Origin of the sequence: Clostridium sp. C1 (genome assembly GCF_018223625.1) — a bacterium.
Taxonomy (GTDB): domain Bacteria; phylum Bacillota_I; class Bacilli_A; order Erysipelotrichales; family Coprobacillaceae; genus Allocoprobacillus.
In genome coordinates, this window is record NZ_CP073631.1 from 1505422 (window position 1) to 1520122 (window position 14701).

The following is a 14701-nucleotide window of genomic DNA, read 5'->3' on the forward strand; positions in this document are numbered from 1 at the left end:
CATGAAAATATTTTCATCATTGAATTTGTTCTTTTTTGACACGTTTTAATATTTCAATGGCAACTAATCCTGTCAAAATCCCTGTAGGGATGGATGTTATCAACAAGGGTATAACATAAATCATAATACCTGCAAAAGAAAATATAAAAGATACGACGGCCACTTGTCCGATATTATGAAAAATAGCTGAAACAATAGATGTAGATACCATTGGTAATTGAATAAATTTATAAATAATTGCTAAAGCTAAACTACTTAAAAAGACTCCACCACAACTAATAAAGAAAGGATTTTGCATAAATATACCAGTTAATAAACTAGAAACAAAAACTCTAAAAATATTAACAATAAACATTTCTTTGACACCATAAAGATGAACAACAACCAATGAAATAATATTGGCCAGTCCTAGTTTTGCTCCTACTGGTAATGGAACAGGAATCATCGCTTCCACTGTATGTAAAACAATCGCAATAGCACTTAATAAAGCCAAATAGATCATTTTTCTTGTTTTTTTATGATTCATACTACATTGTTACTCCTTTTTTGAATATAATCTAAAGCTATTTGTTTTAATGTCATATATTGTTGATAAACATGAGGATTGACTGGTGATAAACGATCAAAAGAACGCTCAACCCAATGATATTCTTGAATATATTGAACAGAACATGGATAATACAAATCAAAGATAAAGGCAATGTAAGATAACCACATATCTATATGTGTCTGTCGGTCAGGAGCATATATCAATTGTTCATGTAAAAATTGTTGATAAATCTTATCTGAAATAGATTCCTGATTGACCTGTTCTAAACTGACATATAAAAGATCCTCTATTCTTTCTTCTTCCTTGACCCTAAAATTATCTAATTTATCTCCATCTCTTATTAAATGAATAAATAATAATGTACGCTCATCAAAACCATCTTCTATACGATAACGATTATGCTGTTCTATTGCATTTTTGATAATGTCATCATATTGAGAGTCAGAAATAAATTCACGAATCAATCCTTTACCAAATAATAACTGACTTGAAAATAAAGCATGATCAATGGTTTTATGATCAGCAAAACTTTGATATTGCATCCATTGTTCAAAACGTCCAATATCATGCAATAAAGCAATCAACATCGCTAAATCTGTATCTTCTTTAGACAAATGTAAATGTTGACATAAATATTCACAACATTCTACAACTTTATATGTATGCACGACTTTCAAACGAATAGAAGGAATGGTCATATCATAAGAGCTAATATAATTTTGAAAAGCTTTTTGAGCCTGAATAAAATCAATCATGATGAATAACCTCCAATAAAGTCTGCATATCTTCTAAAGTGAGTTGTCCCGGTGCTGAAGATTGTCCTACACTGGCAAAAGTAATAGATGAACCAACCAGTTCTCCCACAATTCTTGTGATTTTTCCGATCTTTCCCATTGACATTGTCACAAGTGGTCTTGTGAGCCTTTGTGACATTTCCATTGTTGTATTCAGTAACTGAATCACATCTTTATAAGAAAAAGGCATAACAGCTATTTTACAAATATCTGCTCCCATAATTTCCATCTTTTCCAGACGCTCTTTCATTTCCATCACAGCTGGTGTTTTTTCAAAATCATGGTAAGACATCAACACCTTCACATGATTTTGATGAGCGATTTCAACCAACTGATAAACTAACATATTCCCACTTTCCAGTTCAATATCTACAATATCAATACACCCACTTTGACAAGCTGTTTGAACCAGTGATAAATATTCTTGATCACTCAGTTGAATGTGTCCACCCTCTTTTAAAGAACGATACGTCAATAAAAGTGGTAGATTCGTCTGTTGTCTTACCTGCAATAATAATTCATGAACTTGTTTCAAATCATGGATGTTTTCATAAAAATCAATTCTTAATTCAATAAGATCACAATTTTGTAGTTCTTGTATTTGCTGGATGATCTTTTCTGTTGTTGTTTCAACAACAGGAACACAAATTTTAGGTTTTCCTTCACCTATTGTTAATTGGCGTACCTGACATATTTTCATGACTTTCCTCCTGATGACAAGCATCTAAAAATAAACAAATTTCTTTCATCGTTTCTAAAAAAGAATCTCGTAATAAAAAATGATTGCCATGTTTTATTATTTTTTGAATACCATAAGGCAATGCTTTTGCTATTTGTTTTGTATCATATTCTTTAATCATATCAAATTCACCTGCCAAAACAAGAACAGGGATACGAATTTGATGTAATTGTTGATATTCAATCTGTGGTTGTGTTAACATCAATCGATACAACTTCAATGTGAGTCTAGCTTTCTTTTGATATAATGCAAAAACAGCTAAACAAAGCATTTGTAAATAAAATGTTAATCGATAAAAAGATTTGATATAGCAAGGTTTGGTATTCGCCCCAATACTCACAACATGTTTTAAACGTAAATCACATTGAGCTAATAATAAAGCAATAATAGCTCCATCACTAAATCCAATGATATCATAAGCTTCCAATTTTAATTCATCTACAACACCCATTACATCTTTAGCCATTTGTTGATAGGATAATTCCCCAGCGTGAATACTTTGACCATGATAACGTGAATCAATACAAATACATTGATACTGTTTTGATAACTGTAAAACAGCCTGATCAAATATATGATGGTCTTCCCCATTGCCATGTAAGAATACAATAGGAAAACCTTCTCCACTAATTTGATAATAAATATCTTTCATTTCTATTCACCTTTTATCATTATAATCATTTTTTCTTGTTGAGTAAAACACTTTCTTTAAAACAAGTCAAATGAGATAGAAAAAACTGAGAAAACACGGACATTTCTCTACATATAACTTTTCGTTTCGGTATTTTTGATACTTTATTTGTTATCATTTTATGTCATGTTTTTCATTAACTTAACCACTTTTATACTTTTAAAAATTTAAAAAAAACATCTGCATATTTTCTATTATTAACACAGTTTTAAACGCCGGGTTAAAAGAACCAGAGTTTATCGGTGGAGATATTGACTTAAGAATTAATATTTATAGAAGTCAAATTCATGATACTGACCTTAATGACCTTAATGTTGACCTTGATTATCAATCAATGAACCTATTAAAACTTATTCATAAATATCCAACATTGACTTATAAAGAATATGTATTTCTGAAGCAACCGTAAAAAGATTATTTAATAAATTGAAATCATCTAAGATAGTCAAACGTGAGGGTTCATCTCGAAACGGAAAATGGACCATCAATAAGAAATCACTTTCATTTTATAAAGAACCACATTATTTAAATACTATGATAATGTAGGTTCTTTTTATATAAATTAATGAAAGTATAAAATAAATATTTATCAGCTTCGTTAATATGTTTATACAGACAAGCATTCTTACTCACTTGCTTACATAATTCCACTGTATGTTAGTTTCCAGACTGCATTTCTATTATACAAGATGTTTTCACATAATCCCTACAGTCAATCTTTTTTGATTATAGACCATCTATATAGATTTTATTGCACACAAAAACAAGCTCAGAAGAGCTTGTTTAATTATAATCATCTTCAATTAAACCATCGTCACCATCATCATCTGATGTATCTTCTTCATCATCTGCATAAATATCATTCATATCAATATGCACTTCATCAAACTTATGACGACTTCTTAAATCCCAGCGATTTTCTCCTACTGTAATAAAACGTCCATCTAACGTTATATTTGTATAAAACAATGATTCATTTTCTTCCTGATCATTTTGACCAAAACCTTTAATTTCAGAAACTTCCTGCCATAATTTATAAAAATCTACCGGTTTTTTCTTTTTTGTCATCAAATCATAGGCAACATCTACCATTGAACTCTGTTTATAATCAACCATAATATCCTCCTACATTTTTTCTGGTGCTTCAACACCAATTAAATTTAATGCATTCTTTAAAGTGATTTGTGTTGCTTTTACTAAAGCTAATCTTTGTGATGATAAATCTAAATGATTTTCATCAATAACATAACAATCATTATAGAACGAATGGAATAATTGTGCAAGTTTTTGAATATAATTTGCGATTTTATGAGGTGCTCTTTGTTTTGCACTTTCAACAATTTCATTTCTAAATTCATTGATATGTTTAACAAGTTCAATTTCTTTTTCATGGACAAGTAATTCATAATGATCAGCCATTTCAATTCCTGCCTGAGCTGCCTGTCTTTCAATAGAGCACATTCTAGCATGGGCATATTGTGCATAATAGACAGGATTATCATTGGATTTTGACTTAGCAAGTGATAAATCAAAATCAAATGGTGAACTTGCTGCTTTAGATACAAAGAAATAACGTGTAGCATCCACACCAATATCTTCAATTAAATCCTTAATTGTCACTGCATTTCCCGTACGCTTACTCATTTTCACAACTTCTCCATTTTCAACCATACGAACCATCTGCATAATATCAATGTTTAACTGATCAGCATTATATCCTAAAGCTTGAATAGCTGCTTTCATACGTTGAATATAACCATGATGATCAGCACCTAATAAATCCACCAAATATTCATAACCACGATCTAACTTATTTAAATGATATGCAATATCAGGTGTTAAATATGTATAACTTCCATCACTTTTAATAAGGACACGATCTTTGTCATCACCAAATTCAGTTGATTTAAACCATAAAGCACCATCACTTTCATAAGTATATCCTTGATCTTTTAATTTTTGAATGGTTGGTTCAATCTTATTATTTTCATATAATGAAGTTTCACTAAACCAGACATCATGAACAACTCTAAATTCTTTTAATATATCTTTAATTTTTTGTAATTCATGTTCTGTTCCAATTTTTCTAAAATAAGCAATGGCTTCTTCTTGAGAAACATTTAAAAAACGATCACCATATTCTTCCTTTAAGTTTTCAGCAATCTGTATAATATCTGCACCATGATATCCATCTTCAGGTAACTTGGCTTCTTTACCAAAAGCCTGTAAATATCTGGCATATAAAGACAACGCTAAATTCGTAATCTGATTTCCTGCATCATTAATATAATACTCACTTGTGACATCATAACCAGCTGCTTTCATGATACGACAGATACTATCACCAACAGCAGCCCCCTTCGCATGTCCTAAATGAAGATCTCCAGTAGGATTCGCTGATACAAATTCAATATTATATCGAATACCCTGTCCATAATCAGAACAACCAAAATGATCCTGTTCAGTTAAAACTTCCTGAATAACTGAAGTCATTGCATCTTTTCTTAAAAACAAGTTAATAAATCCCGGACCTGCCATTTCTACATGTTCAATATGTCCTGCTTCTAAATCTAATGCATCAATCACAGCTTGTGCAATCTCGCGAGGATTTCTTCTTAACACTTTTGTAAGTTGCATCGCAATATTTGTCGAATAATCACCATGTGCTTTATCTTTAGGAATTTCTATTACAATTTGTTCAAGTGGATAATCTTCCACAAATTTTAAATCAACAACCGCTTTTTGTATGACCTTCTTTAATGAAAGTTCTATTTTATTAATTGCCATGGTACCCTCCTTCTTCCATACTTTTAATACAATATCATATTTAACGATATAGTCAACATTTTTTCTACATTAAAGGTGCAAATAATCTTAAAATAGCTTCATATATTCCTTTGAAACGACGACTCTCACTGAGTGTGACTTTTTGTGATAAGGCAAAGGTTTCCTGAAAATCACGTGAAATCTCTTGAATGACAGACTTTTGTGTCAACATGATGTTACATTCAAAATGTAAATAAAGGCTACGATAATCGAAATTAATCGTTCCAACAGTGGCAATTCTCTGGTCACATAAAACCATTTTCGCATGTAAAAAACCTGGTTGATATTCATAGAATTCTACACCAGCTTTCATTAAAGAATAATAAAAAGAACGTGTCACGTGATATACATTTTTCTTATCAGGAATACCCGGTGTAATAATATGAACACGAACACCTTTTTTTCTTGCCAATAAAAAAGCCTTCATCATCGTATCATCAATAATAAAATAAGGTGTCATAATCCATATCTCATTTTGTGCCTGATTAATCATATTTAAATAAATATGTTCTCCCGTTTCTTCATGATCCACAGGTGAATCACCATAAACAACCACATAACCATCATTTTGGATGGGTGGTAAAATCTCTGGAAGATAAAGCAAATAATTTTGATCTTGATGTCGATAAGCATTCCATGTTGATAAAAACATCGTTGTCAGATTCCAGACACCTTTTCCCTCTAAACGCATTCCTGTATCCTTCCAATGACCAAAACGCATTTTCACATTGATATACTCATCAGCCAGATTAAAACCACCACTATAACCAATATATCCATCAATAATACATATTTTACGATGATCACGATGATTCATCGCAACCGATAAAAAAGGAACAAAAGGATTAAAGACAACACATTGTATACCCATCTTTTCCAGTTCTTTTTCAAAATGATAAGGCAAAGTTGTCAAACTTCCTACATCATCATATATCAAACGAACTTCAACACCCTCTTGAACCTTTCTTTTCAGTAAATCTAAAATCTGTTGAAACATCAAACCTTGAGAAACAATAAAATATTCCATAAAAATATATCTTTTCGCTTCTTTAATATCCTTCAACAAATCCCTATAACAATAATCTCCTAAAGAATAATAACGACATTGTGTCTGTAAATATGTTCCATATCCTAAATCAGATAAATAATGCAAACCATCTTTTTTATCTGGATCTAAACAATCACAGACATCATCTTCTAAAATCATATAAGGACGCATTTCATCCATAACAGGTTCTAACATTTTTCTAATCTTTCTCGATGGTTTCTTATTTCCAATGCATAAATATAATAATCCTCCAAACATAGGAAACAATAAAATGACAATAATCCACACTGTTTTATATGAAGGATTTTCATCTTTACTCACTAAACCTAAAACCACAAGAAAACTGATAATATACATCAAAGGATAAATCCATGAATAATGTGTCCATAATTCCCTGCCTGCAAAAATTATCCAAATCATCTGTAGAAAGATACATATACTAAAAATAAAAATACGATTTAAAAAAATCTTGAGAAACTTCATGCATCCACCTTTATGGGATAATCTTTAAGTGTAATCATGATATAAACCATAGAAATCATTCCTTGATGATCATATAAGGCATATTTCATTTGAATCATCTGTGAAGATGCTTTAAATTTCAGAAGTTCTGTTTTTAATTCCACTGTTCCATAAGGTAATTGATAATGATTCCATACCTTCTTTTCCTTATGAAATCTTAACAGTGAATCTCCATTTTGTAGATGAACTTCAACCTCATCAAAAGAAATTTGAATCTTTCCCTGATCTGTTTGAAAATATAGTCTTGTTTTTTGACCATAATCAATCCATCCGTCCACTTTATATTCTATAGTCTGTTTTTCATCACCTTGTTTAAAAATAGCTTTATAATGAACTTGTTTTGTTTGATTCATTTTTATCACCGCCTCCATTATATCAAAATCTGAAAAGAAAAGTCACGTTTTATTTCTCCAATGAATAGAATGATCTTTTTCGGCAAGAATGAAAGAATGAGGTGATGGACATGAAAAAAATAATCAAGTGGTTAAGAAGAATTGTCATTGCAGGTTTTGTTTTTATGATCTGTGTTTATTCAATCAGTTATTTCATTGAAGCCCCCGATTTAAATGGTGGCCATATTATCAGAATGTATGATCAAAATCAAAAATTATTTTATCAATCTCAACAACAAAGCAATGATGTCGCCTTAAAAGATGTATCACCTTATTTTTTAAAAAGCATTGTCGCCATTGAAGATCATCGTTTTTATGAACATCGTGGTTTTGATCCAGTTGGTATTTTACGTGTCATAAAAGCCAATATCAGTGCTAAAGGTCATGTCGAAGGAGCCAGTACACTATCCCAGCAATATGCTCGATTAATGTTTTTAAACAATGAGAAAACATGGTCAAGAAAAATACAAGAAGCCTTCTTAACAGTTCGTTTAGAAACCCATTATAATAAAGATACTATTTTACAAGGCTATATCAATACTGTTTATTTTGGTCATGGTATTTATGGTATTCAAAATGCCAGTCTTTATTACTTTAATAAAAAACCTATAGACCTAGATTTAAATGAAGCCAGTATGTTAGCAGGTGTCATTAATGGTCCAGAATATTATTCACCTTTTAAAGATTTAAAAGCAGCCAAAGCAAGACAAAAAATCGTTTTAGATGCTTTAGTAGAAGAAAATCAAATTACGCAACAAATTGCGAATCAAACATATTCAACACCATTTCAATTGAATCCCCACCCATCTTCTACTATTCAATGTCCCTATCCCTATTATCGAGATTGTGTAATTAATGAATTAAAAACACTGGGGTTTTATACTGATGAATATGTCAATCAAGGATTGAATATTCAAACAACATTAGATACTCAAATTCAACAACAACTCAATGATGTTGTAGAAAAACAAATGAAAGATCGTGATGAACTAGAAGTCGCCAGTATTATCCTTAACACCCAAACATCAGGTGTTTTGGCTTTGGTTGGTGGTAAAGATTATGCGACATCACAATTCAATCGTGCAACTCAGGCTTCTCGTCAAGTTGGTTCAACCATGAAACCTTTACTTTACTATATTGCTTTAGAAAATGGCTTTACACCGACAACCAAATTCAAAAGTGAACCGACAACATTTCAATTAGAAAATGGAAAAACATATACTCCTACCAATTTCAACAAAAAATATGCCTATGGTGATGTTACAATGGCACAGGCAATCGCTCTTAGTGATAATATTTATGCAGTTAAAACGCATATGTTTTTAGGAGAACAGGCACTCGTTAATACACTCACATCATTTGGATACCAGCATATCTCTCCTCATCCCTCACTGGCCTTAGGGACACTTAATACCAATATCTATGATTTTTCATCCATTTATACAACATTGGCTCATCAAGGCATTTATAATGAAGTTCACACCATTACCAAAATCACCAATAACAATGGAGATGTCTTATATGAATATGAGCCTCAAAACAAACAATTACTTCAACAAGATACTTGTCTTATGATTAGTCAATTACTAACTGCTCCCTTTGAAAAATCATTTCAATCCTATGCCAGTCCCACAATGATGAATTATCCTGTTAAAACAAAGTTTGCTGTCAAAACTGGTTCTACACCTTACGATTCTTTATGTGCCGGTTACAATCCTCAATATACCCTTTTAAGCTGGGTGGGATATGATGATAACCGAGAAATGAATATGACTTCAGATACCCGTATTCCTAAAGTCATTTTCCAGACAATGGCAAATGAGCTGCAAAAAGAAAATCTATGGTATGAACCAACGGACACACTTCAAGTCAAACCTATCAATCCTATCACTGGCGATTATCAGGAAAACGGTCTTGTTTTCTGGTTTAAGGAATCCTCTTAAACACAAATAAAAAAGATGTTTTTTGATTTTCTATTTACATATTTTGACGAGTATGTTAATATAATGGCAATGAGGGAGTAGTCTCACAATATGTGTGATGTAATCAACAATCGCGAATAATTTATTATTCTGGTGCATCTTAAAGACAAGACTCGTTAAAGAATACAATCTTTAGCGAACTTGTCTTTTTTGTTTGTTGAAGATGATGAATGGAGGAAAAAATATGTATTATCAAAAAAGTATTGAAGAAACATTAAAAGAAACCCATACAACTGTGGAAGGCTTATCTTCACAAGAAGCAAGTCATCGACAAGCTAAGTATGGAAAAAATGAACTTGCTGAAAAGAAAAAAGAAAGTCCGTTTTTGATTTTCTTAAAACAGTTTCAAGATTTACTTGTTATTATTTTAATTATTGCAGCGATTATTTCTGGTTTAAGTGGACAGCTGGAAAGTACTTTTGTTATTGTGGCAGTGATTATTGTCAATGCGATTTTAGGAACTGTTCAGACATTAAAAGCTGAAAAATCATTAGAAAGTTTAAAGAAGCTTTCTATTCCTAAAGTCAAAGTTTTGCGTGATGGACAATTATGTGAATTAAATTCTAATGAATTGACAATTGGCGATATTGTCCAGATTGAAGCGGGAGATGTTGTTAGTGGCGATGGACGTATTATTGAATCAGCATCTTTACAGATTAATGAAAGTGCATTGACAGGTGAAGTGGATAGTGTTGACAAAACGATTGATACGATTCATGAAGAAGTCATTGTGGGTGATCAAAAAAACATGGCTTTTTCTGGAAGTTTAGTCACAAATGGAACAGGTCGTTATATTGTCACAAGTATCGGTATGGATACAGAGATTGGAAAAATTGCATCTATGCTTAATGAAGCCAAAGATCGTAAAACACCTTTACAAAAGAGTTTAGATGATTTTAGTGGAAAATTATCTATTGCAATTATGATTATTTGTGCCATCGTTTTAGCATTAAATCTATTTCTAGCTCATGAATCATTATTAGATGCTTTAATGATTGCGGTCGCTTTAGCCGTTGCGGCGATTCCAGAAGCTTTAAGTTCAATTGTAACGATTGTATTATCAATGAGTACTCAAAAGATGGTCAAAGAAAATGCAATTATTAAAAATTTAAATTCGGTTGAAAGTTTAGGTTGTGTATCTGTTATCTGTAGTGATAAAACAGGAACATTAACACAAAACAAAATGACACCACAAACACTTTATTTAAATCAAAAATTATTAGAAATCAATGAATTAGATAGTCATCAACATGATCATGAAGTTCTTTTAAAAGCTTGTTTATTATGTAATAATGCAGTTATCAATGGTGATCAAAGAATTGGTGATCCAACAGAATTAGCTCTCATTGATTTAGTGCATATGCATACTCAAAACAATTCTGAATTTACAAATTCAGCAATTCGTCAAAATGAATTACCTTTTGATTCTGATCGTAAACTGATGAGTGTTTCATCACTTCACCATCTTTATACAAAAGGAGCTCCAGATGTTATCTTACAAAGATGTTCTACTATTTTAATCAATGGACATAAAGAAACATTAACTGAACGTTATAAAAATGAAATTCTACAACAAAATCAAAATTATGCCAATGAAGGTTTACGTGTATTAGGTTTTGCATATAAAGATTTTCAAAAAGATGAAATCACTTTAGATGATGAAAATAACTTAACATTTGTCGGTCTGGTTTCTTTAATGGATCCACCAAGAGTTGAAAGTGCTGATGCTGTTGCAAAATGTAAAATGGCTGGTATTAAACCGATTATGATTACCGGTGACCATGTTGTGACTGCAAGAAGTATTGCTAAAAAGATTGGTATCTATGAAGATGGCGATTTATCTATTGATGGTCAACAATTAAATCAAATGAGTGACGAAGAACTGGATGAAAAATTAACACATATCAGTGTCTATGCCCGTGTTGCTCCTGAGCATAAAATTCGTATTGTCAAAGCATGGCAAAAACGTGGTGACATTGTCGCAATGACTGGTGATGGTGTCAATGATGCCCCTGCTTTAAAACAAAGTGATATTGGTGTTGCAATGGGAATTACAGGAACAGAAGTATCTAAAGATGCTGCCAATATGATTTTAACAGATGATAATTTCTCAACAATTGTGAAAGCTGTTATTACAGGGCGTAATGTTTATAGAAATATCAAAAATGCTATTAACTATTTATTATCTGGTAACTTTGCAGGAATTATTTGTGTCTTTATTGCTTCTTTACTATTATTACCAACACCATTTTTCCCAGTACATTTATTATTTATGAACTTAATCACTGATTCTCTACCAGCTATTGCGATAGGAATGGAAGCTGGTCGTAACGATGTCTTAAGAGAAAAACCTCGTCAAGCAAATGATTCTATTTTAAATAAAGCGACATTCTTACAAATCAGTTATGAAGGAATTGTCATTGCTATATGTACAATGTGTGCTTACTTAACAGGATTAAAAGGTGATCCTTTAACAGCATCAACAATGGCTTTTGCAACAATTTGTTTAGCACGTCTATTACATGGTTTTAATTGTCGTAGCCATCAACCTCTTACAAAAATTGGTTTCTTTACAAATCGTTCAAGTATTATAGCCTTTATTATTGGATTTGGATTACTTCATTTCATCCTATTTGTACCTGCAATGCATGGATTATTCATGATTCATACTATTTCTTTTACACAATTATTCATCATTTATGGTTTTGCATTATTACCAACAATTATTATTCAAGCAAGAAAAATGCTTACAAAATAAGCAAGTCAAATCGACTTGCTTATTTTATTTCTCCACATTTCTTTAGAATCTTTTCAACAATAGCACAAGCTGGACAATCACAATATTGAGCCCCTTGTGCTTGAATTTCCTTACTATGTACTACAATATCTTTTGCAGTTTTTTCACCAAAATAATCTTGTCCAGCCTTAGAATCAGCAAAAGCAATTAAATTTTCGATAGGCATAATATCTTCCTTTAATTCAGCAACATACTTTTCAGTCATTACTTTTTCATTTTCACTACCAATAGCATTTAACCATTCATTTGCAACATCCTTTAATTCTTGACAACATGTTGGTGTCTTCAATAATTCATGAGAAAACTCTACAACTTCATTTAAAATTTCTTTATTCATATTCCTAAATTCTCCTTAAACTCATTTTACACTATTTCTATCAATAAAACATCCAACAAACAAAAATATTTATAAAATCATCACCACCAAATCTTTTATAATTTGTTCAATACTAAGGAATAATTATTGATCATATCAAAGGGACTTAAAGTCCCTTTGAACGTTATGAATGAATTAATTGATAAAAATCATTATAACTTATATTTAACAAGATATAATCATCAATCTTTTCTAATTGTGTCTGACTGCAATCTTTAATCCATTCAAGGTTTTTATTTGGAAATTTCTTCAACAGTATTTTCATCAACTTCTTGATTTCTCCTTGTTTCTCACCTATTAATTTTCCACGTTCTTCGCCTCGTTTTTCACCTATTAATTTCCCACGTTCTTCTCCAATTTCTTCACCTTCTTTTTTAGCTTCATTCACTAATTCTTCTAATGCTTCACACATAATCTTCTTTCCTCCTTCGCGTTTTTTAAAATAACTCACTCTTTTCCTTAAAACCTCATAATACATGTCATCTGGATCATTGCACAACATATCATACATTAGCTTCCCTAATGGTGTATCATCCTGCAAAGATGCATTTAAATAAATGATATGTAGCTTGTCTTTAAACTGTTCATGTTTATCAATATAGCGTTCAATATGACTCACTAATTGATTTGTTTTCAATACATCTTCCTCACATATAAAGACAACATACATCTCTGGAAAATGACTCCATTTCTCTCCTGGATAGGACTGATCACAATCCAGTACACTGGCATGATATCTTGCTCTTAATGGTGAGGCATTATCCTTGCTTTTTTCAACCTCTATACCTATGATGACTCCTTCATGCGTATACAAAACAATATCCAATGCCACCGATCGATAACCCACCTGCTTATGGTCTTCCTGTGTTTCAAATCTCTTGAGTGAAAACTGGTCACCAAAGATAATCTTCATCAACAGTTCAACACATTGATAATCCCTGAATATCATTCTCATAAAAGTATCATCAATAGGTCTTAATTTATTTAATACTTCTAAATATCTTTCATTCATTGATCGTTCCTCCTTTTTGATTTTTATAGTTGATTAAACTTTCAATATTTAGGGAACGATTATTTATCTTATTAAAGGGATTCAAAGTCCCTTTGATAGTCATGAATGAACTAATTTATAGAAATCACTGTAGCTTATATTCAAAAAGATATAATCATCAATCTTTTCTAATTGTGTCTTACTACACTCTTTCACCCATTCAAAGTTTTTATTTGGAAATTTCTTTAACAACAATTTCATTAATTTTTTAATTTCTCCGTATTCTTCACCTATTAATTTTCCACGTTTTTCACCAATATCTTCTCCTTCTTTTTTTGCTTCAGTAATTAATTCTTCTAGTGCTTCACACATTGTCCTCTTTCCTCCTTCTTGTCTTTTAAAATAACTCACTCTTTTTCTTAAAACCTCATAATACATGTCATCAGGATCATTGCACAGCATATCATGCATTAGCTTTCCTAATGGTGTTTCATCCTGCATTGATGCATTTAAATAGATGATAATGTAACTTATCTTTAAAAACATTGCCATCTTCTCGATATCTTTGTATATGGTCTAGCATTTTACCATTTTTTAATACATCTTCCTCACATATAAAAACAACATATATCTCTGGAAACTCTTTCCATCCTTCTTTTGGATAAGACAAATCACAATCCAATATACTGGCATGATATCTTGCCCTTATAGGTGAAGCATTGTCTTTGTTTTTTTCTACCTCTATACCTATCACTGCTCCTTCATGCGTATAGACAACAATATCCAATTCTACCGATCGATAAACCACTTGCTTATGGTCTTCCTGCGTTTCGAATCTCTTGAGTGAAAACTGTTCACCAAAGATAATCTTCATCAACAGTTCAACACATTGATGATCTTTGAATATCATTCTCATAAAAATATCATCAATAGGTCTTAATTTATTTAATACTTCTAGATATCTTTCATTCACTAATATCGCCCCTCATGTGA

The 14701-nt window shown here is 31.3% G+C and carries 14 protein-coding genes; 2 read left to right on the forward strand and 12 right to left on the reverse strand.

Annotation, left to right across the window (positions count from 1 at the left end; genetic code table 11):
• Window positions 1-16 precede the first annotated feature (16 nt).
• The 8 genes from KEC48_RS08245 to KEC48_RS08280 all read right to left on the reverse strand — a co-directional run bounded on the left by KEC48_RS08245 (window position 17) and on the right by KEC48_RS08280 (window position 7523).
• A complete protein-coding gene (locus tag KEC48_RS08245; protein WP_087359313.1) occupies window positions 17-526 on the reverse strand; it encodes a Gx transporter family protein in 510 nt (169 codons plus the stop codon).
• The gene (locus KEC48_RS08250) at window positions 523-1305 is read right to left on the reverse strand and encodes an HD domain-containing protein (protein ID WP_087359315.1); all 783 of its coding nucleotides are present in this window, start codon (window positions 1303-1305) and stop codon (window positions 523-525) included. Before KEC48_RS08250 ends, KEC48_RS08245 begins: the two co-directional genes overlap by 4 nt.
• Window positions 1298-2044 (reverse strand): type I 3-dehydroquinate dehydratase, encoded by a 747-nt coding sequence (gene aroD, locus KEC48_RS08255; protein ID WP_211965320.1) that lies wholly within the window; start codon window positions 2042-2044, stop codon window positions 1298-1300. Before aroD ends, KEC48_RS08250 begins: the two co-directional genes overlap by 8 nt.
• Window positions 2007-2735, reverse strand: a complete 729-nt coding sequence (locus KEC48_RS08260; protein WP_205090643.1) for an alpha/beta hydrolase — start codon at window positions 2733-2735, stop codon at window positions 2007-2009. Before KEC48_RS08260 ends, aroD begins: the two co-directional genes overlap by 38 nt.
• A gap of 822 nt (window positions 2736-3557) precedes the next feature.
• Window positions 3558-3890 carry a DNA-directed RNA polymerase subunit delta gene (gene rpoE / locus KEC48_RS08265; protein ID WP_211965322.1) on the reverse strand — a complete coding sequence of 111 codons (333 nt, stop codon included), beginning with the start codon at window positions 3888-3890 and terminating at the stop codon, window positions 3558-3560.
• 9 nt (window positions 3891-3899) lie between these two features.
• Window positions 3900-5561, reverse strand: a complete 1662-nt coding sequence (argS, locus tag KEC48_RS08270) for an arginine--tRNA ligase (protein WP_205090645.1) — start codon at window positions 5559-5561, stop codon at window positions 3900-3902.
• Window positions 5562-5625: 64 nt separating this feature from the next.
• Window positions 5626-7131: a cardiolipin synthase gene (gene cls, locus KEC48_RS08275; protein ID WP_211965324.1), complete on the reverse strand. Its 1506-nt coding sequence runs from the start codon at window positions 7129-7131 to the stop codon at window positions 5626-5628.
• Window positions 7128-7523: a DUF1934 family protein gene (locus KEC48_RS08280; protein ID WP_211965326.1), complete on the reverse strand. Its 396-nt coding sequence runs from the start codon at window positions 7521-7523 to the stop codon at window positions 7128-7130. The genes cls and KEC48_RS08280 overlap by 4 nt, the downstream gene beginning before the upstream one ends.
• 110 nt (window positions 7524-7633) lie before the next feature.
• Here KEC48_RS08280 and KEC48_RS08285 point away from each other — a divergent pair, with 110 nt between their 5' ends.
• Together KEC48_RS08285 and KEC48_RS08290 are read left to right on the forward strand one after the other, a co-directional pair.
• Entirely contained in the window at window positions 7634-9505 is a 1872-nt protein-coding gene (locus KEC48_RS08285) for a PBP1A family penicillin-binding protein (protein WP_211965328.1), read from the forward strand.
• A 223-nt stretch (window positions 9506-9728) separates the two neighbouring features.
• On the forward strand, window positions 9729-12302 hold the full coding sequence (locus KEC48_RS08290; RefSeq protein WP_211965330.1) for a cation-translocating P-type ATPase: 2574 nt from the start codon (window positions 9729-9731) through the stop codon (window positions 12300-12302).
• A gap of 19 nt (window positions 12303-12321) precedes the next feature.
• Here the strand turns inward: KEC48_RS08290 and KEC48_RS08295 are convergent, their stop codons facing one another.
• The 4 genes from KEC48_RS08295 to KEC48_RS08310 form a co-directional block, all read right to left on the reverse strand.
• Window positions 12322-12678: a molecular chaperone Hsp90 gene (locus KEC48_RS08295; protein WP_211961923.1), complete on the reverse strand. Its 357-nt coding sequence runs from the start codon at window positions 12676-12678 to the stop codon at window positions 12322-12324.
• Window positions 12679-12841: 163 nt separating this feature from the next.
• A complete protein-coding gene (locus KEC48_RS08300; protein WP_211961924.1) occupies window positions 12842-13729 on the reverse strand; it encodes a PD-(D/E)XK nuclease family transposase in 888 nt (295 codons plus the stop codon).
• Between the two features lie 99 nt (window positions 13730-13828).
• Entirely contained in the window at window positions 13829-14209 is a 381-nt protein-coding gene (locus KEC48_RS08305) for a hypothetical protein (RefSeq protein WP_211961925.1), read from the reverse strand.
• Complete coding sequence (locus tag KEC48_RS08310) at window positions 14199-14681, reverse strand: PD-(D/E)XK nuclease family transposase (protein WP_211961926.1); 483 nt, start codon at window positions 14679-14681, stop codon at window positions 14199-14201. The genes KEC48_RS08305 and KEC48_RS08310 overlap by 11 nt, the downstream gene beginning before the upstream one ends.
• Window positions 14682-14701 lie beyond the last annotated feature (20 nt).

What these genes read in the sequence shown, in the direction of transcription:
- KEC48_RS08245 (WP_087359313.1), bottom strand. Translation starts at nt 526, where the DNA reads ATGAATCATAAAAAAACAAGAAAAATGATCTATTTGGCTTTATTAAGT.
- KEC48_RS08250 (WP_087359315.1), bottom strand. Translation starts at nt 1,305, where the DNA reads ATGATTGATTTTATTCAGGCTCAAAAAGCTTTTCAAAATTATATTAGC.
- aroD (WP_211965320.1), bottom strand. Translation starts at nt 2,044, where the DNA reads ATGAAAATATGTCAGGTACGCCAATTAACAATAGGTGAAGGAAAACCT.
- KEC48_RS08260 (WP_205090643.1), bottom strand. Translation starts at nt 2,735, where the DNA reads ATGAAAGATATTTATTATCAAATTAGTGGAGAAGGTTTTCCTATTGTA.
- rpoE (WP_211965322.1), bottom strand. Translation starts at nt 3,890, where the DNA reads ATGGTTGATTATAAACAGAGTTCAATGGTAGATGTTGCCTATGATTTG.
- argS (WP_205090645.1), bottom strand. Translation starts at nt 5,561, where the DNA reads ATGGCAATTAATAAAATAGAACTTTCATTAAAGAAGGTCATACAAAAA.
- cls (WP_211965324.1), bottom strand. Translation starts at nt 7,131, where the DNA reads ATGAAGTTTCTCAAGATTTTTTTAAATCGTATTTTTATTTTTAGTATA.
- KEC48_RS08280 (WP_211965326.1), bottom strand. Translation starts at nt 7,523, where the DNA reads ATGAATCAAACAAAACAAGTTCATTATAAAGCTATTTTTAAACAAGGT.
- KEC48_RS08285 (WP_211965328.1), top strand. Translation starts at nt 7,634, where the DNA reads ATGAAAAAAATAATCAAGTGGTTAAGAAGAATTGTCATTGCAGGTTTT.
- KEC48_RS08290 (WP_211965330.1), top strand. Translation starts at nt 9,729, where the DNA reads ATGTATTATCAAAAAAGTATTGAAGAAACATTAAAAGAAACCCATACA.
- KEC48_RS08295 (WP_211961923.1), bottom strand. Translation starts at nt 12,678, where the DNA reads ATGAATAAAGAAATTTTAAATGAAGTTGTAGAGTTTTCTCATGAATTA.
- KEC48_RS08300 (WP_211961924.1), bottom strand. Translation starts at nt 13,729, where the DNA reads ATGAATGAAAGATATTTAGAAGTATTAAATAAATTAAGACCTATTGAT.
- KEC48_RS08305 (WP_211961925.1), bottom strand. Translation starts at nt 14,209, where the DNA reads ATGCAGGATGAAACACCATTAGGAAAGCTAATGCATGATATGCTGTGC.